Here is a 23347-nt window from a genome sequence, read left to right as displayed (position 1 = left end):
CCCCCGGTGTCGGCGGCGCCGCCTCAGCGCCCGCGACGCGAGGCGCGGATGGCCCGCTGGGTCATCTGGGCGATGATCACGACGAGGAACACCGCGAAGAGGATGTTCCCCAGCCGCGGGTCGACGAGGTTGGCGACCCAGGCCCCGAGCGGGGCGGTGACGCACGCCGTGAGGCCGACGCCGATCGCCGCGGGGATGTCGACGTTGCGCTTGCGGATGTTCGCCACCGTGCCGGACAGCGACGTGGGGATCATCATGAGCAGCGACGTGCCCTTGGCGACGAGGTCGCTCATGCCGAACAGCAGCATGAGCACCGGCACGACGACGATGCCGCCACCGACGCCGATGAGCCCCGATGCAATGCCCGTGACGAGCCCGAGGACGACGAGCCCGATGCCGCTGAGGAGGTGCAGCTGGAGCTCGGCATCCCGCGAGGGGACGATGAGGAAGAGGCTGATCATCACGACGACGAGGAAGCCCACGAAGATCCAGCGGAGCACCGGCTCCGACAGCGCGTGCAACAGCCGCACGCCGATCTGCGCTCCGACGACCGCTCCCGCGGCGATGAGGAGCGCCGCGACCCAGTCGACATCACCGTGCAGCGCGTAGGTGATCACCCCGACCGCGGCCGTGGGGATGATCGAGGCCGAGGACGTTCCGGCGCTCAGCCGCTGCGAGAACGACACCAGGAGGACCAGGAGCGGCACGATGACGGTGCCGCCGCCGACGCCGAACAGCCCGGACAGGAATCCCGACAGCGCCCCGATGAGGACGAACGACCCGATCGCGCGGTAGCCCGTCGGGCGCTCCTCGATCACGAGGGCGACTCCGCGGAGATGGTGAGACAGCTCATCCCCTCACCGTATCTCCGCGAGCGGCCGGGGCCGGGCGAGTCGCGCACCGAGCGGGTCAGGGGCGGGTCGCGAGACGCGCGCCAGCGACTCGAGCAGGATGGCCGAGCCGGGCGGGACGCACGCAGCACAAGGGCTGACCCTCAGCGCGCGCCGCCGAGCATCCCCTCGGCGGCGCGCAGCATGAGCGCCGAGCGCTCCGACGCCTCACCCCAGCGCACGAGGGCCTGCGCGTTGAGGCCGTCGATCATGCCCAGCAGCTGCCACGCGGCGGCCGCCGGGTCGTCGACGCGGAAGGCCCCGGTCCGGACGCCCGCCTCGATGATGGCCGCGAGAAGGCCCGCCCAGGCGTCCATCTCGTCGCGCACGGCGGCGGCGAGCGACTCATTGCGGCGCCCCAGCGCCCAGGCCTCGACCCACACGGCGGTCACGTCGTCCCGCGTGCCGGCGAGCAGGGTCTGGATGAGCCCGGTCAGCGCCGCCCGGGGCTCGCGGTCGGCGACGAGCGCGGTCACCTCGTCGAGCTCCTCGCGCACGATGGCCGCGAACGTCTCGGCGACGAGCTCCTCCATCGACGGCGCGTAGTGCGCCACCAGCGCGGGAGCCACACCCGCCTTCGCGGCCACCGCGCGCAGCGTCACGGCTCCGAGCCCGTCGGCGAGCGCCGCCGCCCGAGCCGCGCGGCGGATGGCCGCGCGACGCTCGGCGGGCGCGAGCCGCGCCGCGCGACGGCGCGGGACGGCGGCTTCGCTTGACATGTCCTCACCCTAGCCGGACAATCGTGTTATTGATCGAATGATCAATAGAAGTGAGGATCGACGATGACCTGGCGGATGCCCGCGGAGACCGACCGGCACGAGCGCACCTGGATGGCGTTCCCGCGCGAGGGCTTCACCCTCGGCGACACCGACGCCGAGCGCGCGGCCGGATACGCCGCCTGGACCGAGGTCGCGCACGCGGTCGCGGAGTTCGAGCCGGTCACGATGGTCGTCGATCCCAGCGAGACCGACCGCGCACGTCGCATGCTCGGCTCGCACGTCGACATCCTCGAGGCGCCGCTCGACGAGTTCTGGATGCGCGACGCGGGCCCGACGTTCGTCGTCGACGACGACCGCCCCGGCGCGCTGGGCGCGGTGGACTGGACCTTCAACGGCTGGGGTGCGCCCGCCTGGGCGGAGTGGCGCCTCTCCGCCGAGCTCGGGCGCATCGTCGGCCGCGCCGTCGGCGCCGAGATCGTGAGCTCCGCGCTCGTGAACGAGGGCGGCGGCATCCACGTCGACGGTCTGGGCACCGTGCTCGCCACGGAGACCGTGCAGCTCGACCCCCGCCGCAACCCGTACGCCGACAAGGAGCGGATCGAGGCCGAGTTCGCCCGCACGATCGGCGCGACGCGCGTGGTCTGGCTGCCGCGCGGCCTCACGCGCGACTACGACGAGTTCGGCACGAACGGCCACGTCGACATCGTCGCGACGATCCCCTCCCCCGGGGTCCTCCTGCTCCACGAGCAGCGCGACCCCGGCCATCCCGACCACGCCGTCACCCGCGAGCTGCGCGCGCATCTCGCACAGGAGACCGATGCCGCCGGCCGCCCCTTCGAGATCGTCGACCTGCCCGCGCCCGCCGCGCTGCGCGACGAGGAGGGCTTCGTCGACTGGAGCTACGTCAACCACCTCGTCGTGAACGATGGCGTGATCGCGTGCGGCTTCGGCGAGCCCGAGGCGGATGGCCGTGCCCGGGAGATCCTCGCCGAGGTGTACCCGGGTCGCACGGTGAAGACCGTCGACGCGCGCGAGATCTTCGCCCGCGGCGGCGGCATCCACTGCATCACGCAGCAGCAGCCGGAGGTGCGCTGATGTTCGACGTGGTCGAGGCGTCGATCGCCGATCTGCAGCGGGCGCTGGCGGATGGCCGCACGACGGCCGTCGAGCTGGTCACGTCGTACCTCGCGCGCATCGATGCGTACGACGCCGCGGACACCGCGACCGCGCTCAACGCGGTCGTGGTGCGGAACCCCGACGCCCTCGCGGAGGCTGAGGCATCCGACGCACGCCGCGCCGGCGGCAACGCCCTCGGCCCGCTCGACGGCATCCCCTACACCGCGAAGGACAGCTACCTGGTGCGCGGGCTGACAGCCGCGTCCGGCAGCCCCGCGTTCGCCGACCTCGTCGCCCAGCGCGACGCCTTCACGATCGAGCGGCTGCGGGGCGCGGGGGCCATCTGCCTCGGCCTCACGAACATGCCGCCCATGGCCAACGGCGGCATGCAGCGCGGCCTCTACGGTCGGGCGGAGAGCCCCTACAGCGCCGAGTACCTGACGTCGGCGTTCGCGTCCGGCTCGTCGAACGGCTCGGGCACCGCCACGGCTGCGAGCTTCGCCGCGTTCGGGCTCGGCGAGGAGACGTGGTCGAGCGGGCGTGCGCCGGCGTCGTGCAACGCGCTGTGCGCGTACACGCCCTCGCGCGGCGTGATCTCCGTGCGCGGCAACTGGCCGCTCGTCCCCACCATGGACGTCGTCGTCCCGCACACCCGCACCATGGCCGACCTCCTCGCCGTGCTCGATGTCGTCGTGGCAGACGACGATGAGCCGCGCGGAGACTTCTGGCGCGTGCAGCCGTGGGTCGAGATCCCCGCGGCCACCGCCATCCGCCCCGCCTCGTACCCCGCGCTCGCCGAGGGCGCGTCGCTGCAGGGCAAGCGCCTGGGCGTGCCGCGCATGTACATCAACGCCGACCCCGAGGCCGGCACGGCCGAGGCTCCCGGCATCGGCGGGCCGACCGGGCAGCGCGTCGAGACGCGCGACTCGGTCATCGCCCTGTGGCAGGCCGCCCGCGCAGACCTCGAGGCGGCCGGCGCGACCGTCGTCGAGGTCGACTTCCCGCTCGTGTCGAACTACGAGGGCGACCGGCCCGGCGCACCGACGATCTTCACGCGCGGGCTCGTCATGCCGGAGTACCTGCAGCGCGAGATCCTCGACCTCTCGGCCTGGGCGTGGGACGACTTCCTGCGCGCGAACGGGGATCCGGCCATCCCCTCGCTCGACGTGGTCGACGGCGCGCGGATCTTCCCGCAGCCCGAGGGCGCGCTTCCCGACCGGTACACGGGCTTCGACGACGACATCGCGGCGTATCCCGCGCAGGTGCGCGAGCACCCGGTGACGGACATCGCCGAGATCCCCGAGCTCGCGGATGGCGTGCGCGGGCTGGAGGAGACCCGTCGCGTCGATCTCGAGCAGTGGATGGACGAGCTCGGCCTCGACGCCGTGATCTTCCCCGCGATGGCCGACGTCGGGCCGGCAGACATGGACGTCAACTCCACCTCCGCAGACCTCGGCTGGCGGAACGGCGTGTGGGTCGCGAACGGCAACCTGGCGATCCGGCACCTCGGCGTGCCGACGGTGACCGTGCCGATGGGGACGATGTCCGACATCGGCATGCCGGTCGGGCTCACGTTCGCCGGCCGCGCGTACGACGACGCCGCCCTGCTCGGCCTCGGCGCGGCGTTCGAGGCGACCGGCGTGCGTCGCACGGTGCCGCCCCGCACGCCCGCGCTGTAGGCGGGGAGGGCGGCTCCGGGCGGCACGGGTCGGGCCGCGCGCCGCGGCTCTCGGACAGCGTCCTCGCTCGCGTGCGTGACCATCCCTCGCCGGCTGAGCCTTCGCTCCCCGGTCGCGCCGTCGCTCCGGCGCCGGGGCATCGCTCCGAAGCCGCGTGCACCACGTGCGGTTTCGGAGCGACCGTGCTGTGGACGCGAGCGATGATGCAGTCTCGGAGCGCCACGCCGTGACTGCATCATCGCTCCGAGACCGCGTGATCGCTCGGGCGCCGGGTCATCGCTCCCTGGCCGCGTGCACCACGTGCGGTCTCGGAGCGGCCACGCGGTAGATGAGCGAACGCGCAGTCTCGGAGCGCCAACACCGGAGCGCGCCGAGACCGCGTCATCGCTCGCCGAGCGCGCGCACGCTCCGGCACCGCGCGCACCACGCGCAATCTCGGAGCAGCGACGCGGGCGGCGTGAGCGAACGCGCAGTCTCGGAGTGGGGACGCGACCTGGGCGCCCGGCCAGCGCCATCCGGACATGCGAGAGGCCCCTCGCCCGCGGTGCGGACGAGGGGCCTCTCGCAGGGCTCAGCCGATGCGGATGAGCTTCTTGTTGACGAACTCGTCGGCGGCCAGCAGGCCGAGCTCGCGGGAGGTGCCGCTGCGCTTGACGCCGCCGAAGGGCAGCTCGGGGCTGTCGGCGAGGACGACGTTGACGTAGACCATGCCGGCCTCGATGCGATCGGCCACGCGCTGCGCCTGCTCCGCGTCCGTCGTGAAGACGTACGAGCCGAGGCCGAACGGGGTGTCGTTGGCGAGGCGCACGGCCTCCTCCTCGTCGGCGACGCGGTAGACGACGCCGGCGGGGCCGAACAGCTCCTCGCGGTAGACGTCCATCTCGGGCGTCACGTCGGTGAGCACGGTGCCGGGGAAGTACGCGCCGTCGCGCGTGCCGCCGACGACCAGGCGGGCGCCCTGCTCGACGGCGCGGTCGACCTGCTCCTGCAGGCGCTCCGCGGCGGCGAGCGACGACAGCGGCCCGAGCACGGTGTCCTCTTCGAGAGGGTGGCCCACCTTGGCGGCGTCCATCGCGGCGGCGAACTTCGTGAGGAACTCCTCGTACAGCCCGTCCACGACGATGAAGCGCTTGGCGCCGTTGCACGCCTGGCCGTTGTTGTCGAGGCGCGCGTCCACGGCGGCCTGCACGACCTGGTCGAGGTCGTCCGCCGAGAGCACGATGAACGGGTCCGACCCGCCGAGCTCGAGCGCGACCTTCTTGAGGTGCTGCCCGGCCAGCGCGGCGACGGCGGAACCCGCGCGCTCCGAGCCCGTGACCGAGACGCCCTGCACGCGCGGGTCGGCGATGATCGTCGCCGACTGCTCGTTCGTGGCGTACACGTTCACATACGCACCCTCGGGCAGACCCGCGTCGCGGAAGATCTGCTCGATGGCGGCCGCGGACTCGGGGCACTGCGGCGCGTGCTTCAGGATGATCGTGTTGCCGACGATCAGGTTCGGGCCCGCGAACCGCGCGACCTGGTAGGTCGGGAAGTTCCACGGCATGATCCCGAACAGCACGCCGAGCGACGAGCGGCGGATGACCGCGCTCCCCTCGCCGAGGATGTCGATCGGCTGGTCGCCCGTGATCGCCTCGGCGTTGTCGGCGTAGTACTCGATGATGTCGGCGGCGAAGTCGACCTCTCCGAGCGCGGCCTCCAGGGGCTTGCCCATCTCGCGCACGGCGATGGCGGCGAGGTCGTCGCGGCGATCGCGGTGCAGCTGCGCGGCGCGGCGGACCGCCTCGGCCCGCTCCGCGACCGGCAGCGCCGACCACGTGCGGTGGCCCTCCGCTGCGCGCGCGATCGCGTCCTGGATCTGCTCGTCGGTGAACGTGTCGTACTCGGCGACGGTCTCCCCCGTGGCGGGGTCGACGACGGCGTAGTCGCTCATGATGCTCCTCTCGCGGCGATCAGTCGTTGGGGATGAGGGTGTACTTCGTGGAGAGGTACTCGTGGATGCCCTCGAAGCCGCCCTCGCGGCCGACGCCGGACTGCTTGACGCCGCCGAACGGCGCAGCGGCGTTCGAGACGACGCCCGCGTTCAGGCCCATCATGCCGGTCTCGAGGCGGTCGATCATGCGGTGGCCGCGCGCGAGGTCCTGCGTGTAGACGTACGACACGAGGCCGTACTCGGTGTCGTTCGCGAGGCGAACGGCGTCGTCCTCGGTGTCGAACGTGGCGATCGCCAGCACGGGGCCGAAGATCTCCTCGCGCAGGATGGCGCTGCCCGGCTGCACGCCGGTGATGACGGTCGGCGCGTAGAACGTGCCGGGGCCCTCGAGCTTGTCGCCGCCCGTGAGCAGGGTCGCGCCGCGCTCGGTGGCGTCGGTGACGAGCTCGTCGGCCTTCGCCACGGCGTCGCCGTCGATGAGCGGGCCGATGGCCACGCCGTCCTCGGTGCCGCGGCCGATGCGCATCTCCTGGACGCGCTCGGTGATCTTCGCGGCGAACTCCTCGGCGACCGAGGAGTGCACGATGAAGCGGTTGGCGGCCGTGCAGGCCTGGCCGATGTTGCGGAACTTCGCGGCGAGAGCGCCCTCCACGGCCTTGTCCAGGTCGGCGTCCTCGAAGACGACGAACGGCGCGTTGCCGCCGAGCTCCATCGACACGCGCAGCACGCCCTCGGCAGCCTGCGCGATGAGCTTGCGGCCCACCTCGGTCGAGCCGGTGAACGACAGCTTGCGCAGGCGCGGGTCGGAGATGATCGGCTCCGACACGCGGCGCGACGACGCCGAGGTCACGACGTTCACGACGCCGGCGGGCACGCCGGCGTCGGCGAGCAGCTGCGTGAAGAACAGCGTGGTGAGCGGGGTCAGCTGCGGGGGCTTGATGACCACGGTGCAGCCGGCCGCGAGGGCCGGGGCGATCTTGCGGGTGGCCATCGCGAACGGGAAGTTCCACGGCGTGATGAAGAACGACGGCCCGACCGGTCGCTGCGACACGACCATCCGGCCGGTGCCCTCGGGGTTGAGGCCGTAGCGGCCGGTGATGCGCACGGCCTCCTCGCTGAACCAGCGGAGGAACTCCCCGCCGTAGCCGACCTCGCCGCGGGCCTCGGCGAGCGGCTTGCCCATCTCGAGGGTCATCAGGAGCGCGATGTCCTCCTTGCGCTCCTGCACGAGCTCCCACGCGCGGCGGAGGATCTCGCCGCGGGTGCGCGGAGCGGTGGCGGCCCACGCGTCCTGCGCGGCGACGGCGGCGTCGAGAGCGCGGGTGGCGTCATCGGCGGAGGCGTCGGCGACGCGGGCGATGACCTCGTTCGTGGCGGGGTCGCGGACGTCGAAGGTCGCGCCCTCGGGGGCGTCGACCCACTCCCCTCCGATGAACAGACGGGTCGGGACGGAGGCCAGCAGCGTGTTCTCGCGGTCGTTCGTCATGTCTTTCCTTCCGGTGGTGATGTCTGGGGGTCTCAGCGACGCGCGCGGCGGCGGCTCGGCGGGGCGTCCATCGTCAGCACGCTGCCGCGGAAGAACGCGGGCTCGCGCACGGCCTGCCAGATCATCAGCACGACGCCGATGACGATGACGGCGATGCCGAGGATGAACACGAGACCGATGCCGCCCACCTCGGAGCCGCTGCCGTAGGCGGGGTCCATGGTGTCGATGAGGGTGGTCACGAACAGGACGGCCAGGATCGCGCCGCCGACGAGCGGGCACAGCAGCATGAAGAAGAAGTTGCGGACGGAGTCGAACCACTGGCGGCGGAAGTACCACACGCACGCGAACGCGGTGAGGCCGTAGTAGAAGCAGATGAGCATGCCGAGGGCGAGGATGGTGTCCCACAGCGTGTTCTCGCTGACGAAGCGCATCACGGCGTAGAAGACGCTCGTCACGACGGCCGCAACGATGGTCGCGTACCCGGGGCTGAAGAAGCGCGGGTGCACGGCGGCGAAGCGCTTCGGCAGGGCGCCGTAGTGCCCCATCGCGAGGAGCGTGCGCGTCGGCGAGGCGAAGGTGGCCTGCAGCGACGACGCCGAGCTGGTCAGCACCGCGAGGGAGACGAGGAACCCGAGCGAGCCCATGATCGGGTTCGACAGGGCGAAGAACACGTTCTCCTGGATGTCGGGGTTGCCGAGGCCCAGCTCGCCCTCGCCGACACCGGCGAACATCATCATGCCGATCGCGAGCAGCAGGTAGAGGAACACCACCACGAGCACGACGACGGTCGCCGCGCGGCCGGGCGTCTTCTCGGGGTTCTTCGTCTCCTCGTTCATGGTGAGGACGAGGTCCCAGCCCCAGAAGATGAAGATCGACAGCGACAGGCCCGCGACCGTGGCGCTGAACGACGGCACCGCGAACGGGTTGAACCAGTTCGCGTCGAAGGGGGTCGGGTCGAAGGCCTCGCCCGACGACGCCCGCACGATGGCCGTGACGGCGAAGACGACGAGCACGACGACCTGGAAGCCGACGAGCACGTACTGCAGGCGCTGCGAGGTCTGCAGGTCTCGGTACGACACCCACGTCGCCGCGAGGACGAACAGCAGGCAGACTCCGACGTTGATGAAGGGGTTGCGCGTCAGCTCGGCGATCTCGCCGTTGCCGGTGATCTGGCTGATGAGGAGGAAGAGGAAGTCGACGGCGATGCCGGCGAGATTCGACAGCACCAGGATGGTCGCGGCGACGAGGCCCCATCCGGCCATCCAGCCGATCCAGGGTCCGAAGGCCCGCGTGACCCACGTGAAGGAGGTGCCGGAGTCCGGCATCACCTTGTTGAGCTCGCGGTAGCCGAGCGCGACGAGGAGCATCGGGATGAACCCGACGATGATGATCGCGGGCACCTGGGTGCCGACCTCGGAGGCGGTCGGGCCGATCGCCGCCGTGAAGGTGTATGCGGGAGCGACGGTCGAGACGCCCATCACGACGGCGCCGATGAGGCCGAGGGTGCCGGCGCTGAGGCCCTTGCTGGAGATCCCCGTGGTGACGGGGTCAGACACGACGGTGTGCGGGTTCGAGGTCATGTGACTCAGGATTCTTCGGGCGCTCGGGTGCGCGGGACGACGATGAAGGGGACGGGGAGCTCGCGCAGCATCTTCGCCGCGGTGGAGCCGAGGAACAGGAAGCGCGGGCGCGCGAGCCGGCTCGAGCCGACGAGCACGACCTCGCCGGGGAGCCAGTCGAGCTGAGCGACGGCGCTCTCGATGGAGTCGCCCTCGGCGACGACCACCTCGACCGGCACGTCGGCAGGCAGCTCGGCGCGCGCGGCGACGAGCACCTCGTCGGCGTGGGTGTCGCCGACGACGCGGATGGCCGCGGTCTGGACGCCGGCCGGCAGGTCGACGGTGACGAGAGAGACCAGACGGAGCGGGACGCCCGCCGCCGCGGCCAGCGCGACCGCGTCGTCGAGGAGCACGTCGGCGCCGGGCCGCGTGCCGATCGCCGCCGTGACGCGGTCGAGCGGAGCGTCGACCTCGGCCGAGCCCGCGGGCGCGAGCACGACGGGGATGTCGGAGGAGTGCAGCAGCTCGTTGGCAACCGACCCCACCCGATGGCGCCCGCGGCGTCCGCCGTCGGCCGCCCCGACGACGATGTGCGAGGCGCCGAATTCGCGCGCGGCCGAGTGGAGCCCCTCCGCGAATGACTCCGCGGTGCGCACGTGCGCGCGGTGGTCGACGCCCGCAGGGAGCGCGGCCGCGGCGTCACGCAGCCAGTCCCGCGCCTGACCGCGGACGTACTCGTCGTACGACGCGTTCGGCGGCGTGAGGGCGTTGCGCCCCTCCGCCGGCAGCACGAGGACGATCTCGATCGCCGCGCCGGTGGCGGCGGAGAGACGCCCCGCGAGCGCGACGGCGTCTGCGCCCGCGGGGGTGGCGGTGTAGCCGACGACGAGCGACGCGGTCACGACCGCGACCGCTCGACGATGTCGGCGGCGGCGAGGCGGCCCATCCGGATCGCCCCGTCGACGTGCTGGTAGCCGAGGCCGGCGAGGTCGCTACACGCGAAGTGGATCGGGCCGACCGGCGCGGACTGGTCCTTGCCGTAGCGGTGGAGACCGCCGAGGTCGAAGCTCGCCGCGTACGCGCCGCGGGTCCACTCCTCGGTGCCCCAGTCGCTCTCGTAGTAGACGACGGGGTTCTTCGCCTCGGGGCCGTAGTAGTGCGCAAGCGACTCGAGGATGCGCTCCTTGCGCTCCTCGGCGCTCAGCTCGAACACGCCGTCGGCGTGCTTGTCGGAGACGAAGGCGACCAGGGTGCCGCGCTCGTCGCCGTGGTTCGAGTTGTCGTACGCCTCGTGGCAGAGCTCGTAGGGGCTGAAGGCCGTGGCCGACAGACCCTGCTCGCGCCAGAACGGACGGTCGTAGACCGCGTGCACCTTGATGACGAAGCCCATCGAGAGGTGCTGGTGCATCTGGTGCTGGCGACGCGGGAGCGGCGGGACGAACGAGATGCGGTCGTAGAGCACGGGCGCGAGCGCGAGGATCGCGTACTTCGCGCGGACGGTGATCCCCTCGGCCTCCGCCACGACGCCCTCCGCCCCCCACCGCAGCGTGCGCACGGGAGCATCGAGGTGCACGTCGTCGCCGAGGCGCTCGGCGAGGAGCTGCGGCACCTGCTGCAGGCCGCCGACGACGCGCTTGTCGAGGATGAAGTCGGCGTCGACGAGGTTGGAGAAACTGCCGGCGCTCGCCGCCATGTGCAGCGCCTGCAGGGTGGAGAACGCGTGCGCGGGCTTGGTGAGCATGGCGCCGGCGATGAAGAGCGCGATGTTGTCGCGCGCCTCCTGGTCGTCGGTCTCGCGCGCGAGCCAGCCCTCGAACGAGATCGTGTCGAGCTCCTCCGCGTCGGGGTGCGACCAGGGGTGAGCGGGGTCGATCTCGGCGGTCATCCGGTCGAGCTTCTCGATGAGCTCCACCATGATCTTCTCGGTGGCGGGCGCGACGGGGAAGATCTCGCCCGTGAAGCGGGTGAGCTCGCCGTCGGGACCGATGTAGACGCTCTCGCCCTCGCGGTAGCGGCTGTACGTCTCGAGCCCCAGCTCGGCGATGGTCTCCTTGAGCGCGTCCTGGTCGGGCGACACCCACTGGCCGCCGATCTCGAGGGTGGCGCCGTCGACGACGTCGGTCCAGAGCCGCCCGCCGACGCGGTCGCGTGCCTCGAGGACGGCGACCGACAGCCCGGCCTTCTTCAGCTCGTTCGCCGCGGTGGTGCCGGCGGCGCCCGCGCCCACGATGACGACGTCGCGTGTGATCTCAGTCATGTCGTGCTCCTTGGTCGAGGGGGAGGTCAGGCCGCGGCGAGCGCGTCGGCGACGACGGACAGGCCCTCGGCGAGCAGCTCGTCGCCGATGGAGAGCGGCGGGAGGAAGCGGATGACGTTGCCGAACGTGCCGCAGGTGAGCACGATCACGCCCGCGGCGATGGCCGCCTTCGCGACAGCGCCGGTGAGGGCGGCGTCGGGCTCGCCGGTGGCGGGGTCGACGAACTCGACCGCGACCATCGCGCCGAGACCGCGGACGTCGCCGATGCGGCGGTCGCTCGCCTGCAGCTCGCCGAAGCGGCCGGTGATGAGCGCGCCGATCTCGCGGGCGCGCTCGACGAGACCGTCGTTCTCGAACGCCTCGATGGCGGCGAGCGCCGCCGCGCACGCGATCGGGTTGCCGCCGTAGGTGCCGCCGAGGCCGCCCGCGTGCGAGGCGTCCATGATCTCCGCGCGGCCGGTCACGGCCGCGAGCGGCAGGCCCGCGGCGATGCCCTTCGCCGTCGTGATGAGGTCGGGGACGATGCCGAAGTGCTCGCTGGCGAACATGGCGCCGGTGCGGCCGAAGCCGGTCTGCACCTCGTCGGCGATGAAGACGACGCCGTTCGCGCGGCACCAGTCGACGAGCGCGGGGAGGAAGCCCTCGGCGGGGACGATGAAGCCGCCCTCGCCCTGGATGGGCTCGATGATCACGGCGGCGAGGTTGTCGGCGCCGATCTGCTTCTCGATCTGCTGGATGGCGCGCTTGGCGGCCTCGGCGCCGGTCAGGCCGTCGCGGTAGGGGTATGAGACCGGTGCGCGGTAGACCTCGGGGGCGAACGGACCGAAGCCGCTCTTGTACGGCATCGACTTGGCGGTGAGCGCCATCGTCAGGTTCGTGCGGCCGTGGTAGCCGTGGTCGAAGGCGACGACGGCCGAGCGGCCGGTGTGCTTGCGGGCGATCTTGACCGCGTTCTCGACGGCCTCCGCGCCGGAGTTGAACAGGGCCGACTTCTTGGCGTGGTCGCCGGGGGTCAGGCGGTTGAGCGCCTCCGCGACGGCGACGTAGGACTCGTACGGCGAGACCATGAAGCAGGTGTGGGTGAACGCGGCGACCTGCGCCTGAACGGCCTCGACGACCTTCGGGTGTGCGTTGCCGACCGTGGTCACGGCGATGCCGGAGCCGAGGTCGATGAGCGAGTTGCCGTCGGCGTCGACGACCACGCCGCCGCCGGCTGCGACCGCGGAGATCGGCGCGGTGTGGCCCACACCTGCGGCGACGGCCTCGGCCTTGCGGTCCAGCAGCTCCTGCGAGCGCGGTCCGGGGATCGAGGTGACGAGGCGGCGCTCCTGCGGCAGGGCCGGTCCGCCGACAGCGGTGGTGGCGAGGGAAGTGGTGCTCATGCGGCGAGCGTACGACCGTGCCCCCGACGCCTGCATTCGCCGTTCCGTACACTTTCGCCCTTCTCGCTATACGCTCTGTACACGATGTCTCAGCCCGCGCCATCCGCCCCCACGCTCCGCGCTCTGCTCTCCCGCGCGGACCTCGGCCTGCGCCTCGCCCCCGGAGAGCGCCCGTCCGCCGCGATCGAGCAGCCCATCCGCTGGGTGCACAGCTCGGATCTCGCCGACCCCACCCCCTTCCTCGCCGAGGAGATGGTGATCCTCACCACCGGCACGCAGTTCTCCGGAGACGAGCGCGAGCAGTACGAGGAGTACGTGCGGCGGCTGGCGCACCGCGGCGTGGTCGCGCTCGGGTTCGGCACCGAGGTCGCCCGCGCCGGCATTCCGGAGGCGTTGGCGCAGGCGTGCGAGGAGCACGCCGTCCCCCTGTTCGAGGTGCCCTACCGCACCCCCTTCATTGCCGTCGCGCGCGCGGTCGCCGAGGCCATCGCCGCGGCGGCATACGCCCGCCGCACGTGGGCGCTGTCGGCCCAGCGCGCGGTCGCACTGGCCGCGCTGCGGCGGGATGGCCTGGGCTCGGCCGTCTCGGAGCTGTCCCGTCAGCTGGGTGTCTGGACGGGGTTGTTCGACTCCGCCGGCGCGCTCGTCCGCGCGTCCGGGGCGCTCGAGGGCGAGATCGCCGACCGCGTGCAGAGCGAGTGCGAGGTGATGCTCGCGCGCGGGGCCAGCGCGGCGGGCGTGGTGCGCGTCGCGGAGCGGTCGGTCACCCTGCAGACGCTCGGCCCGGGCGGAAGCCTTCGCGGTGTGCTGGCCGTGGCGACCGAGGGGCTCGACGAGGAGGCGCGCAGCGTCGTCACGGCGGTCGTCGCGATGACGGGGTTCGCGCTCGAGCAGAACGAGGCGCTCGCCCGTGCCCGTGGCACGCTGCGCGCGGGGGTGGTGCGCGCGCTCCTCACCGGCGACACGGTCCTCGCCAGTGAGATCGCCGACGCCACGTGGGGCGGGTTCCCCGCCGATCCGGTCGTGGTGGGCCTCACGAGCGCGGCTCCGGATGCCCTCGCGGCGTTCCTGGAGCTGCGCGCCGGCCGCGAGCAGGGCAGCTTCTTCTTCGGGCCCGACGCGTCCGGCGGCATCGCGCTCGTGCAGTCGGCCGCCGCGCCGCTCGCGCTCGATGATCTCGCGGAGCGCTTCGACGTGGCGATCGGACTGTCGGAGCCGACGGCGCTGGCGTCGTTCGCCCCCGCGCTCGAGGAGGCGCGGATCGCCCGCGACCGCGGCGCCGGCGTGGTCCGGTTCGGCGACGTCGCGTCGGCCGGCGTGCTCAGCACGCTCTCCCCCGATGCGGCGAGCGTCGCGCGGACGGTCCTCCTGCCCATCGCGACGCACGATGAGACCCACGGCACGGCCATCCTCGACACCCTGCGCGTCTGGCTGCTGCACGACGCGCGGTTCGACGATGCCGCGCGAGCCCTCGGCGTGCATCGGCACACCGTCCGCACCCGCGTGCGGCTCGCCGAGCGCCTGCTCGACCGCGACCTGCAGTCGTTCGCCGCGCGCGCGGAGATCTGGGTCGCGCTGCTCGCGGCGCGCTGAGCGTCGTCACTATGCCGGATGTCGCCGGTCCGCAAGCCCGCGCCCGTCGACTCGAGGTCGTCCTAGGGTGCCCGCATGGACATCCCCAGGCATGATGTGGTGGTCGTCGGCGCCGGCAACGGCGGCGTCTCGGCCGCGGCTCGGCTTCTCAAGCGCGGCTCCCGCGACGTGGCGATCGTGGAGCCCGCCGAGGAGCACGTGTACAAGCCGCTGCAGAACTACGTGGGAGCGGGGCTCGCGAAGCCGTCCGCGCTCACCCGCCCGCAGGCGAAGGTCATGCCGAAGGGCGCGCACTGGTATCGCGCGGCCGCGGAGCGCATCGACGCCGAGCGGCGCGAGGTCGTGCTGTCGGACGGGAGCACCATCCGCGGCGGCGACATCGTCATCGCCTGCGGGGCGCCCACCGACTGGGACGCCCTGCCGGGTGCGCGAGAGGCGCTCGAGAACGGCCCCGCCTGCTCCACCTTCGAGTCGTCGCTCCTGGAGCAGACGTGGGAGCGGATCTCGGCGCTCACCGCCGGCACCGCCGTCTTCACCTTCCACGAGCAGCCGGCCTCCGGGCGCGAGACCGCCCTGAAGCCGCTCTTCCTCGCCTGCGATCACTGGCGTCGGATGGGCGTGCTCGCGGCGATCGACGTCATTCTGGTGCACGACGGCGAGGGCCTGCACCCGGTGGCGGAGATCGAGTCGGCCGTGCGTCGCGAGCTGCGGCGGTACGGCGTCACGCTGCGGCTGCGCACCCGGGTCGAGCGGATCGAGGGCGGCGACGTCACGCTGTCGGGCCCGGATGGCACGGCGACGATGCGACCGGATCTGCTGCACCTGCTGCCGCCGTACACCGGCCATCCGCTCGTTCGCGCGTCGGGACTCGACGCTCCCGACACCGGCGGCTTCGTCGCGGTGGACCGGGAGACGCTGCAGCACCGCGCGCACCCGCACGTGTGGGCGATCGGCGATGCCGCGGACCTCGACGACGCGCGCACGGGCGGCGCGCTGCGCCATCAGACCCAGACCCTGGTGGAGAACATTCAGCGCCGCCGCACGGGGCGGGCGCTGTCGCACTACGACGGGTACACGGTCGCGCCGATCACGACGTCGCGCCGCTCGCTGGTGTTCGGCGAGTACGACGCGCGCACACATCGCGCCGTCAGCACCATCCCGCTGCTCGACACGTTCGCGCCGCGGCCCTGGTGGTACGTGCTCGACCGCTACCTGCTGCCGCAGCTGTACTGGCACGGCATCGTGAAGGGGCGGCTCTGAGGAGGGCTACGGCCTCGAGACGCCTCGTGAGCGTGACAGTGCGACCGCGAGACTAGCGTTCGTCGTCGAAGCTAGTGCTCCGAACACCAGCCTCGGCGACGAACGCTAGTCCTGGCGCTCCCCGCGCTAGGACCAGTGCCCCGAGCGCTAGCCCGACGCGCGCGCAGACCCGCTTGCGTGAAACCGGCGCCCTGGCAAGGGCTGGAACGCCGCGACCGCCCGGGATAGGACTGAAGCACACCCCCGATCGGAGAACCCGTGCCGTCAGCCGCCCCTCGCTCCCCCGCCGGCGACGCCCGCGTCTCGGTCGTCATCCCCGTGAAGGACGACGCGCCGATGCTGCGGCGATGCCTGCAGGCGCTCGCCGCGCAGACCCGCAGGCCCGACGAGATCATCGTCGTCGACAACGGGTCCCGCGACACCAGCGCCTCCGTGGCCCGGGAGGCGGGAGCGCGGGTGGTCGCCTGCGCCATGCCGGGCATCCCCGCAGCGGCCGCGGCCGGATACGATGCCGCGACCGGCGGCCTCATTCTCCGCCTGGACGCCGACTGCGTCCCGCCGTCCGACTGGGTCGAGGCGATGACGCGGGTGTTCGACGACCCCGAGGTCGCCGCCGTCACCGGCGCCGCGCGCTTCATCGACGGGCCGCCCGCGCTGCGCGCCCCGCTCCTCGCCGCGTACCTCGGCTCGTACACGGCGGCGAGCGCGCTCGCCCTCGGCCATCGTCCGCTGTTCGGGTCGAACATGGGCTTCCGCCGGGAGGCATGGCGCCGGGTGTCCGCGCGCGTGCACCGCGACGACCCGGAGATCCACGACGACTTCGACCTCTCCTTCCACCTCGGTGAGCACCACCGCATCCGCCGCGTCGGCCATCCGGCCGTGGGGATGTCGATGCGGCCCTTCCGCGACCGCCGCGACTTCCTCCTCCGGCGCGTGCCGCGCGGGTTCCGCACCGTCTTCCGCCACTGGCCCGACGACCTGCCGCCCGTCCGCTGCACGCGGCGAGCGCTGCGCACGGTGCGAGGGCGAGCGCGGCGGCGCGCGCGGGCCGGAGCGCCGACATGACCACGCCGCTCATCGGCCCGCGGCCGGCGCCCGATCTCGCTGTGATGACGTTCAACATCCGACGCGCGATGGATGGCCGGCTCACCTCGCGCGCGGACCGCTGGAGCCATCGCCTCCCGGCTCTCCAGACGCTCTTGCACCTCGAGCGCCCGACGCTCGTCGGGGTCCAGGAGGCGCTCCCCCGCGCGGGCGAGGCGGTCCGGGCCGCACTCGGCGATGGGTACCGCCTCCTCGGGCGCGGCCGCAACGCCAAGGGGCAGGGCGAGGGCGTGCCGATCGTGTACGACGCCGAGCGCCTGGAGGCCGAGTCCTGGTCGCAGGAGGCGCTCTCCGATCGGCCGCACACCGCCGGCTCGATCGGCTGGGGCAATCGCATCCCGCGGGTGCTCGTCGCCGCCGTCTTCCGCGACCTCGCGACCTCCGCCCGGTTCCTCGCCGTCAACACGCACCTCGACGTCTTCTCCGCACGGTCACGGGTCCGGGCAGCCCGAGCAATCCGCGAGCGCGTCGCCACGCAGCCGCTCCCCGCCCTCGTGATGGGCGACATGAACGCTCCGGAGGGCTCGCCGGCCATCACGACCCTGCTCGAGAACGGCCGCCTCGTCGACGCGTGGCGCGGCGCGGCCATCCGTCTCACGCCGGCTTGGGGAACGTACGGCGCGTACCGCTCCCCTCGCGAGAACGGGAAGCGCATCGACTGGATCGTCACCACCCCCGACGTCGACGTGCGGGAGATCGCGATCGACGGCCGCCCCGTCGACGGGCGCTGGCCATCCGATCATCTGCCCGTATCGGCCGTCGTGCGGATTCCCGGAGGCGCGTCATGAAGGAGAACTTCTTCCGTCGCCCAGTGACGACGACCGAGTGGATGGCCGACGGCCTGCGAGCGATGGCGGTGCTGGGGATCCTCGTGGCCGCGCTCGTCTTCTCGCCGACCGACGTCGGCATCGTCGCGCTCGCGTCGCCCGCGGTGATGCTGCCGCGCATCCTCGGGATGCGGGCCGGGTTCGACCTCGCTCACGGCGCGATCGTGCTCGTGGCGGCGTGGAGCAACGTGTTCGGGCTCTACACGTCGGTGCCACGGTGGGACCTGGCGGTGCACATGCTGTGCACGGGCGTGCTGTCCTTGATTGCCTACGTCTGCCTCGCGCGGGCCGGCGTGCTGCCCGACCTCCGCGGCGGGGTGGTGCGGCGGCGCGTGCCGGCGTTCGTCGTGCCGATCATCGCCCTCGCGATCAGCGCGCTGTGGGAGATGCTCGAATGGGCGGGATGGCGGTACATCAGCGACACGATCTACGTCGCCTACCAGGACACGATCGGCGACATGATCCTCGGCGCCCTGGGCGGCGTGGTGGCCGGGATGCTGCTCGCGGTGGTGCGCGTGGAGCGGGCGGATGCGACGCCGGCGGCGCTTGCCGTCCTTCCCGCCGGTCAGCCGCGCCGCCACGTGGCGCTGGACTGACCTCGCCGCCATCCGGCCCGTCCGCCGTCGCCCTCACGCACGACGTCGGCGAGCCAGGGGGTCGCGTCCGGACCCCAGCCGGTCATCGTCGGCGTGTGTCGGCGTGCTTCCGCCCCCGCCGCGCAAGGGCGACCGGGATGGCGATGGCGGCCACTACCGCACCGGCGATGACCAGCCAGGGGCGGCGGGGCTTCGCGTCGACGCGCGTCGACGCGTCCTCGCCGCGCCGCATCGCCGGGAGGTGCTCGATCGCACGCGCGGCTCGGCTCAGCGCGTCTGTCGTCGAGCGGATGGCCCCTTCCGCGCCGCCCGCGCCGCGCAGCCGGATCGCGTCGAGTCGGTCGCGCGTACGGTCGAGCACGGTGAGCGGAAGCGCCGCGATGACGTTCCCCGGCGGGCGCCGCGCCACGATCGGATGCGCGCGGGTCGGCGCGATGCGGTCGACGACCTCCCACGCGAGCCCGAGCAGGCGCAGCTGCCGGGCCGACACCCGCTCCTGCAGACGTGGGAAGAGCTCGTCCTCCTCGTCACGGACGTCCTCGCGCAGGACCTCGACGAGACGGTCGATCGCGGCCTGACGCTCGGGAGTGTTCAGCTCGAGGCCCTCGAGCCGGGTGGCGAGCTCGTTCACCTCCTGGTGCTCCTGCTCGACTTGGAGCGTCAGCGCCTCTCCATCGGGCAGTACCCGCCGCATGACCGGCCAGAGGACCGACTCCTCGGCGAACGCGTGCGGGAACACCAGCCGGTAGAGATCGAGGAGGACCGGCAGCTGCTCCTCGTGCGTCGATTCCCCCAGTCGGTGCAGCAGAAGGTCCAACGCGACGTGGTCGCTCTTCTGCCGGGCGAGGACGCTCGGGCGCCCGCCCAGTTCCTCAACGCTCTGCTCGGCGACGGACTTCATGGCTTCCTCCTCCGGTGGCCTGTCAGCCTGGTGGAAGACGGCGTCGCCGGTGTCGGCCCCCTTGCAGGTGGTCGGCGACAAGGCAGTGCGGCGCCCGGGAGCTGCGCCTGCACGACGAGAAAGCCCCCCCGGCGGCGCCGAGGGGACTTCAGGTCTTGTAGCAGGAGCGGGGCTTGAACCCGCGACCTCACGATTATGAGTCGTGCGCTCTCACCAACTGAGCTACCCTGCCGCGATGCATCCGTGGATGCCGCGAGCCCCGAGTCAGGATTGAACTGACGACCCCTTCCTTACCATGGAAGTGCTCTGCCACTGAGCTATCGGGGCGATGCTGCCTGCAACAGGCAACCAGAAGAGAATACCATCTCCGCGGCGGTTCCCCGAACCGGGGCGACCGCCGCGCGCGTCGGTCAGCCCGCCGCGATCTCCGAGCCGAGCAGGTCGCCGATGGCGGTCTGCGCGGCAGCGGCCTCGTCGTCGGAGTAGCGCGTGTTGGCGTGCTCCTTCAGCCAAGGCAGCGGGTCTGTCGTCGCGCCGTTGATGATGATCTCGAAGTGCATGTGCGCACCGTACGAGCGGCCGGTGTTGCCCGTCAGACCGACGACGTCGCCGACCTGCACGCGCTGGCCCTGCGTGACGCGCAGCGAGCCGTACTGCATGTGCGCGTAATGGCTCGTGACGACCTGGCCGTCGATGACGTGGTCGACGTAGACGGTGACGCCGTAGGCGCCGCCCGACTCGGTCGCGATGCGCACGACGCCGTCGGCGATCGCCTGAACGGGCGCCCCGTCGCCGGGCGTGAAGTCCACGCCCTCGTGCAGGCGACCCCAGCGCGGGCCGTAGCCCGAGCTCATACTCGTGCCGACCGCGAACGGCCACTGGATGTCGGCGGAGGCGTCGTTCGTGAAGAACGCACCCGACGTGCTGATGCCGTCGGCCGAGGCGACGGTCGGAACCGTCTCGGCGGAGTAGCCCTGGGCGCGCTCGACGTCGGCGTTCTGCACATCCGACGACGCCACGAAGGCCTGGATCTCCTCGTCGCCGAGCTCCTGACCCGCGCCGGCCGCGATGGACACGGCGGCGGCGGACGAGCCGCCATCCTGAGCGAGGGCGCCGAGCGGGGTCGTCATGCCGACCGCAAGCAGTCCGATGACGCCCATGGCGCCCAGCGAGGCGGTGGTCGTCGCGATGCGACGGAAGCCCCGGCCTCGACGCGGTGCGACGTGCTCCTCGACAGCGGGGGCGGGGATGCCGGCCGAGACCGGCTCGGGTGCCGGCGTCACGGGCGTCTCGCCCGTGAACTGCAGCGCGCGGGCCGCGGCGAGGAACTCGTCCGACTCGGTGGAGCCGAGCGGGATGGCGCCGGTCGCGGGAGCGGAGCCGGCCACGTGCTCGGCGACCTTGAGTGGCTCGCCGAAGTCGGCGTCGCCGTCGTCGATGATCTCGGGGGCAGGAGTTGCGGAGGCGAGCTCACGCAGCCGGCGACGGGTCAGCGGCGGCTCGGGAAGAGTCGTCGCCACGTCGGCGGTGCGCATCGTCTGACCCTGCTGGTTCGGCGTGAGCGCGGCACCGGGGGTGCGACGCGAGCGGCGCTGGTGCGCGGCTTCGGCCGTGGGCATGTCAAGCGGCAAGGAGGAGTGCTTTCCGTAGGTCACTGCGAGGGACAGCGAGAAACGTCATCGGGGGGCGATCATCGCTTCGCGGTTCGGGCCGCGAAAGTAACGATCCGGTAAACAACCTACCGGATGATGGCTGAGAGCGCCATCCGTGCGCCCGATCCCACAGGACGAAGGTCCCGTCAACCCCCTGTGCACGAGACGTGCGGTCAGTCGGAGAGCACCCCCGCAAGCCGCTCGAACAGCGGCTCTCCGGCGGCGACGAGCAGCCGGCGTCCCCACGAATCGACGCCCAGCCATCCGGCCCGGCCGCCCGCCTCGGTGACCAGGAGCGCGCCGGCTGCCATGTCCCACGGCTTGAGCCCGCGCTCGTAATACGCGTCGAGGCGACCGGCGGCGACGTAGGCGAGATCGAGCGACGCCGCACCCGCTCGGCGGATGTCGCGCGCGATCGGCATGACCTTGCGCAGCTCGTCGAGGGCCCCCGCGTGCGTCTCCGGGTCGTAGCCGAATCCCGTCGCGATGAGGGCGCCGGCAGGCGTCTCCGCGGTGACCGACAGGCGCCGCTCCCCCAAGTGGGCGCCGTGCCCGCGGGCGGCGGAGAAGACCTCGTCGAGCACCGGTGCGACGACCACTCCGGCGAGCGCCTCCCATTCGGTGGGCTCGGGGCGTCCGCTCACCGCGGCGATGCTCACGCCATACGCCGGCTGCCCGAAGGCGTAGTTCACGGTGCCGTCGATCGGGTCGACCACCCACGTGATGCCCGAGGTGCCCTCCTCGGCGCCGGACTCCTCGCCGAGGAACCCGTCCTCCGGCCGCGCCTGCGCCAGTCGCGACCGGATGAGGGTCTCCACCTCGCGGTCGGCCTCGGTGACGATGTCGGCGAGCGTCGTCTTGCTCGCCGCGATCGCGACGCCCTCCTGCCGGCGGCGCCGCGCGAGATCGCCGGCCTCGCGGGCGATGTCGACGGCGAGGTCGCGGAGCTCGAGTTCGAGAGTCATCCCTCCACGCTAGCCGGACGCCCGCCCGAACTCCGAGGCGCTCCGGCCCCTGGCGCCGGAGATCCCGCGGATCCCGGACCCCTCGGGCCAGAGCGTCCGGGATTCACGGGATCTCCGTGCGAGCGTCAGGACACCGGCGGCAGCGGCGGGCGCGGCGGGATCTGCGGTGGATCGGCCGGCTGCTCCGCGGACGACGGCTGGGACTGAGCCGCCGGCCACCCGCCCTGCGGGTAAGTGGGGTAGCCGGTGTAGTAGGCGTTCCAGTCCGGGCTGCCGTCGGGCATCACGGGAAGCGGCGTCACGCCGTCGTAGTACGTCGGCCACTGCTGCGGCTGCCCGTACTGCTGCGGGTACGGCTGCTGGCCGTACTGCTGCGGCGCGTACGCCTGCGGCGGCAGGGATGGCCGCGGCCGCTTGGGCGCGAACAGCGCGTTGAGAAGCGGCAGGAGCGTCGTGCCGACGGCGGCGAGGATCGCGAAGGAGACGACGATGCGCCAGTACAGCTCCTCATAGTCGAACGAGTCGGGGAACGTGAGGAAGAAGACGAGCATCGCCGCGAGCGCGAGGAGGAAGACCGTCGTCGCGATCGCGATGGCACGCGTGAAGGTGGTGACGTACCGAGCGTGCGCACGCCAGAAGAGGCGCAGGTGCAGCAGCGCGAGCTGCAGCACCGCGACGACCAGCAGGAACTCGAAGAACCGCTCGATGCCCTCGCCGTCGTATCCGTAAGAGGAGTAGTCCGACTCGCTCCAGCCATCCGGCACCACGTCGAGCCAGATCTTCACCGCGCCGACCAGAAGGACGACCACCCACGACGCCATGCTGGCCAGCACGAACCAGTCCGGGCGCTTGGGCGCCAGGCTCGCGTCGAGCAGGACGACGCCCGCGAACCCGGCGAGGAGGAGCACGGTGAGGAACGCCTTGCCGATGATGCCGTTCTGGTCGCCGACGAGCACCCAGACGACGCAGATCACGGCGGCGGCGATGAGCGCGCCGATGGCGATCCAGATGGCGCCGCGGATGAGGCGGGACGCCGGTCGCGGACCCGGTGCGGCCACAGCGGCGGCGTCGCCGTGCGGCTGCTCGTGCGAAGCGTGCGGTGCGGACATCAGCTCCCCTTTCACCGGAGCCGGCGCTCCGATGCGGCCATCCTTCCACGAGCCGCCGCGCCCTGCCCGGGGCTTGCGCGGCGGGGGACGCAACGCGCCCGGTTGCCCGAAGTTCCACGCGATTTCACCTTGCCCGCCACACGGGGTAACATCGTGTCTCGCGCATCCGGTCGTCTGGTGAAAGTCGGGCGGGCGCGCACTGGCAAGTTGCCCGAGCGGCCAAAGGGAGCTGACTGTAAATCAGCCGCGTCATGCTTCGGGGGTTCGAATCCCTCACTTGCCACAGCAGAAGGCCCCGGTCCTCGGACCGGGGCCTTCG

Annotated in this window: 19 protein-coding genes and 3 tRNA genes; 8 read left to right on the top strand and 14 right to left on the bottom strand. The window is 72.3% G+C overall.

Annotation, left to right across the window (positions count from 1 at the left end; all coding sequences use genetic code 11):
* Nucleotides 1–23: 23 nt before the first annotated feature.
* Nucleotides 24–815 (bottom strand): sulfite exporter TauE/SafE family protein, encoded by a 792-nt coding sequence (locus D7D94_RS13190; protein WP_246171948.1) that lies wholly within the window; start codon nt 813–815, stop codon nt 24–26.
* 179 nt (nt 816–994) lie between these two features.
* Complete coding sequence (locus D7D94_RS13185; protein WP_156243051.1) at nt 995–1609, bottom strand: TetR/AcrR family transcriptional regulator; 615 nt, start codon at nt 1607–1609, stop codon at nt 995–997.
* 63 nt (nt 1610–1672) lie between these two features.
* Here D7D94_RS13185 and D7D94_RS13180 point away from each other — a divergent pair, with 63 nt between their 5' ends.
* Nucleotides 1673–2704, top strand: coding sequence for an agmatine deiminase family protein (locus tag D7D94_RS13180; RefSeq protein ID WP_156243050.1), 1032 nt, complete (start codon nt 1673–1675; stop codon nt 2702–2704).
* Nucleotides 2704–4404, top strand: coding sequence for an amidase (locus tag D7D94_RS13175; protein ID WP_156243049.1), 1701 nt, complete (start codon nt 2704–2706; stop codon nt 4402–4404). The genes D7D94_RS13180 and D7D94_RS13175 overlap by 1 nt, the downstream gene beginning before the upstream one ends.
* Before the next feature lie 571 nt (nt 4405–4975).
* Here D7D94_RS13175 and D7D94_RS13170 read toward each other — a convergent pair.
* From D7D94_RS13170 to gabT, 6 genes are read right to left on the bottom strand one after another with little or no spacing between them, the layout of a single operon-like run.
* Nucleotides 4976–6337, bottom strand: coding sequence for an NAD-dependent succinate-semialdehyde dehydrogenase (locus tag D7D94_RS13170; protein ID WP_156243048.1), 1362 nt, complete (start codon nt 6335–6337; stop codon nt 4976–4978).
* Between the two features lie 19 nt (nt 6338–6356).
* Nucleotides 6357–7823, bottom strand: coding sequence for an NAD-dependent succinate-semialdehyde dehydrogenase (locus D7D94_RS13165; protein WP_156243047.1), 1467 nt, complete (start codon nt 7821–7823; stop codon nt 6357–6359).
* 32 nt (nt 7824–7855) lie between these two features.
* Nucleotides 7856–9403 carry an APC family permease gene (locus tag D7D94_RS13160; protein ID WP_156243046.1) on the bottom strand — a complete coding sequence of 516 codons (1548 nt, stop codon included), beginning with the start codon at nt 9401–9403 and terminating at the stop codon, nt 7856–7858.
* 5 nt (nt 9404–9408) lie between these two features.
* On the bottom strand, nt 9409–10284 hold the full coding sequence (locus D7D94_RS13155; RefSeq protein WP_156243045.1) for a universal stress protein: 876 nt from the start codon (nt 10282–10284) through the stop codon (nt 9409–9411).
* Nucleotides 10281–11639, bottom strand: coding sequence for a flavin monoamine oxidase family protein (locus D7D94_RS13150; RefSeq protein WP_156243044.1), 1359 nt, complete (start codon nt 11637–11639; stop codon nt 10281–10283). Before D7D94_RS13150 ends, D7D94_RS13155 begins: the two co-directional genes overlap by 4 nt.
* A 26-nt stretch (nt 11640–11665) precedes the next feature.
* The gene (gene gabT, locus D7D94_RS13145; RefSeq protein ID WP_173024341.1) at nt 11666–13021 is read right to left on the bottom strand and encodes a 4-aminobutyrate--2-oxoglutarate transaminase; all 1356 of its coding nucleotides are present in this window, start codon (nt 13019–13021) and stop codon (nt 11666–11668) included.
* Nucleotides 13022–13105: 84 nt separating this feature from the next.
* Between gabT and D7D94_RS13140 the strand changes: the two genes are divergently transcribed.
* From D7D94_RS13140 to D7D94_RS13120, 5 genes are all read left to right on the top strand, one after another.
* Nucleotides 13106–14614 (top strand): PucR family transcriptional regulator, encoded by a 1509-nt coding sequence (locus tag D7D94_RS13140; RefSeq protein WP_156243042.1) that lies wholly within the window; start codon nt 13106–13108, stop codon nt 14612–14614.
* A gap of 75 nt (nt 14615–14689) precedes the next feature.
* Nucleotides 14690–15874 (top strand): NAD(P)/FAD-dependent oxidoreductase, encoded by a 1185-nt coding sequence (locus D7D94_RS13135; protein ID WP_156243041.1) that lies wholly within the window; start codon nt 14690–14692, stop codon nt 15872–15874.
* 258 nt (nt 15875–16132) lie between these two features.
* A complete protein-coding gene (locus D7D94_RS13130; RefSeq protein WP_246171807.1) occupies nt 16133–16939 on the top strand; it encodes a glycosyltransferase family 2 protein in 807 nt (268 codons plus the stop codon).
* Complete coding sequence (locus D7D94_RS13125; protein ID WP_156243040.1) at nt 16936–17766, top strand: endonuclease/exonuclease/phosphatase family protein; 831 nt, start codon at nt 16936–16938, stop codon at nt 17764–17766. The genes D7D94_RS13130 and D7D94_RS13125 overlap by 4 nt, the downstream gene beginning before the upstream one ends.
* Nucleotides 17763–18401 (top strand): DUF2238 domain-containing protein, encoded by a 639-nt coding sequence (locus D7D94_RS13120; RefSeq protein ID WP_216648670.1) that lies wholly within the window; start codon nt 17763–17765, stop codon nt 18399–18401. Before D7D94_RS13125 ends, D7D94_RS13120 begins: the two co-directional genes overlap by 4 nt.
* Nucleotides 18402–18483: 82 nt before the next feature.
* Here the strand turns inward: D7D94_RS13120 and D7D94_RS13115 are convergent, their stop codons facing one another.
* The 6 genes from D7D94_RS13115 to D7D94_RS13090 form a co-directional block, all read right to left on the bottom strand.
* On the bottom strand, nt 18484–19302 hold the full coding sequence (locus D7D94_RS13115; RefSeq protein WP_156243039.1) for a hemerythrin domain-containing protein: 819 nt from the start codon (nt 19300–19302) through the stop codon (nt 18484–18486).
* A 158-nt stretch (nt 19303–19460) separates the two neighbouring features.
* Nucleotides 19461–19534: transfer RNA gene (locus D7D94_RS13110), tRNA-Met, on the bottom strand.
* A 23-nt stretch (nt 19535–19557) separates the two neighbouring features.
* Nucleotides 19558–19629, bottom strand: a tRNA-Thr gene (locus D7D94_RS13105).
* Nucleotides 19630–19712: 83 nt separating this feature from the next.
* Nucleotides 19713–20921: a M23 family metallopeptidase gene (locus D7D94_RS13100; RefSeq protein WP_156243038.1), complete on the bottom strand. Its 1209-nt coding sequence runs from the start codon at nt 20919–20921 to the stop codon at nt 19713–19715.
* Nucleotides 20922–21127: 206 nt separating this feature from the next.
* Nucleotides 21128–21919 carry an inositol monophosphatase family protein gene (locus tag D7D94_RS13095; protein WP_156243037.1) on the bottom strand — a complete coding sequence of 264 codons (792 nt, stop codon included), beginning with the start codon at nt 21917–21919 and terminating at the stop codon, nt 21128–21130.
* A 125-nt stretch (nt 21920–22044) separates the two neighbouring features.
* The gene (locus D7D94_RS13090) at nt 22045–23028 is read right to left on the bottom strand and encodes a hypothetical protein (RefSeq protein WP_156243036.1); all 984 of its coding nucleotides are present in this window, start codon (nt 23026–23028) and stop codon (nt 22045–22047) included.
* Nucleotides 23029–23229: 201 nt separating this feature from the next.
* Between D7D94_RS13090 and D7D94_RS13085 the strand changes: the two genes are divergently transcribed.
* A tRNA-Tyr gene (locus D7D94_RS13085) sits at nt 23230–23311 on the top strand.
* The last annotated feature ends 36 nt before the right edge of the window (nt 23312–23347 follow it).

Source organism: Microbacterium oryzae, from assembly GCF_009735645.1.
GTDB classification, from domain to species: domain Bacteria; phylum Actinomycetota; class Actinomycetes; order Actinomycetales; family Microbacteriaceae; genus Microbacterium; species Microbacterium oryzae.
This window is presented reverse-complemented; position numbering and strand designations above follow the sequence as displayed.

Bases quoted from the DNA above. Each gene is read 5' to 3' on its own strand.
- D7D94_RS13115 (WP_156243039.1), bottom strand. From the start codon at position 19,302: ATGAAGTCCGTCGCCGAGCAGAGCGTTGAGGAACTGGGCGGGCGCCCG.
- D7D94_RS13180 (WP_156243050.1), top strand. From the start codon at position 1,673: ATGACCTGGCGGATGCCCGCGGAGACCGACCGGCACGAGCGCACCTGG.
- D7D94_RS13175 (WP_156243049.1), top strand. From the start codon at position 2,704: ATGTTCGACGTGGTCGAGGCGTCGATCGCCGATCTGCAGCGGGCGCTG.
- D7D94_RS13090 (WP_156243036.1), bottom strand. From the start codon at position 23,028: ATGTCCGCACCGCACGCTTCGCACGAGCAGCCGCACGGCGACGCCGCC.
- D7D94_RS13170 (WP_156243048.1), bottom strand. From the start codon at position 6,337: ATGAGCGACTACGCCGTCGTCGACCCCGCCACGGGGGAGACCGTCGCC.
- D7D94_RS13160 (WP_156243046.1), bottom strand. From the start codon at position 9,403: ATGACCTCGAACCCGCACACCGTCGTGTCTGACCCCGTCACCACGGGG.
- D7D94_RS13140 (WP_156243042.1), top strand. From the start codon at position 13,106: ATGTCTCAGCCCGCGCCATCCGCCCCCACGCTCCGCGCTCTGCTCTCC.
- D7D94_RS13165 (WP_156243047.1), bottom strand. From the start codon at position 7,823: ATGACGAACGACCGCGAGAACACGCTGCTGGCCTCCGTCCCGACCCGT.
- gabT (WP_173024341.1), bottom strand. From the start codon at position 13,021: ATGAGCACCACTTCCCTCGCCACCACCGCTGTCGGCGGACCGGCCCTG.
- D7D94_RS13125 (WP_156243040.1), top strand. From the start codon at position 16,936: ATGACCACGCCGCTCATCGGCCCGCGGCCGGCGCCCGATCTCGCTGTG.
- D7D94_RS13135 (WP_156243041.1), top strand. From the start codon at position 14,690: ATGGACATCCCCAGGCATGATGTGGTGGTCGTCGGCGCCGGCAACGGC.
- D7D94_RS13100 (WP_156243038.1), bottom strand. From the start codon at position 20,921: ATGCCCACGGCCGAAGCCGCGCACCAGCGCCGCTCGCGTCGCACCCCC.
- D7D94_RS13120 (WP_216648670.1), top strand. From the start codon at position 17,763: ATGAAGGAGAACTTCTTCCGTCGCCCAGTGACGACGACCGAGTGGATG.
- D7D94_RS13150 (WP_156243044.1), bottom strand. From the start codon at position 11,639: ATGACTGAGATCACACGCGACGTCGTCATCGTGGGCGCGGGCGCCGCC.
- D7D94_RS13185 (WP_156243051.1), bottom strand. From the start codon at position 1,609: ATGTCAAGCGAAGCCGCCGTCCCGCGCCGTCGCGCGGCGCGGCTCGCG.
- D7D94_RS13095 (WP_156243037.1), bottom strand. From the start codon at position 21,919: ATGACTCTCGAACTCGAGCTCCGCGACCTCGCCGTCGACATCGCCCGC.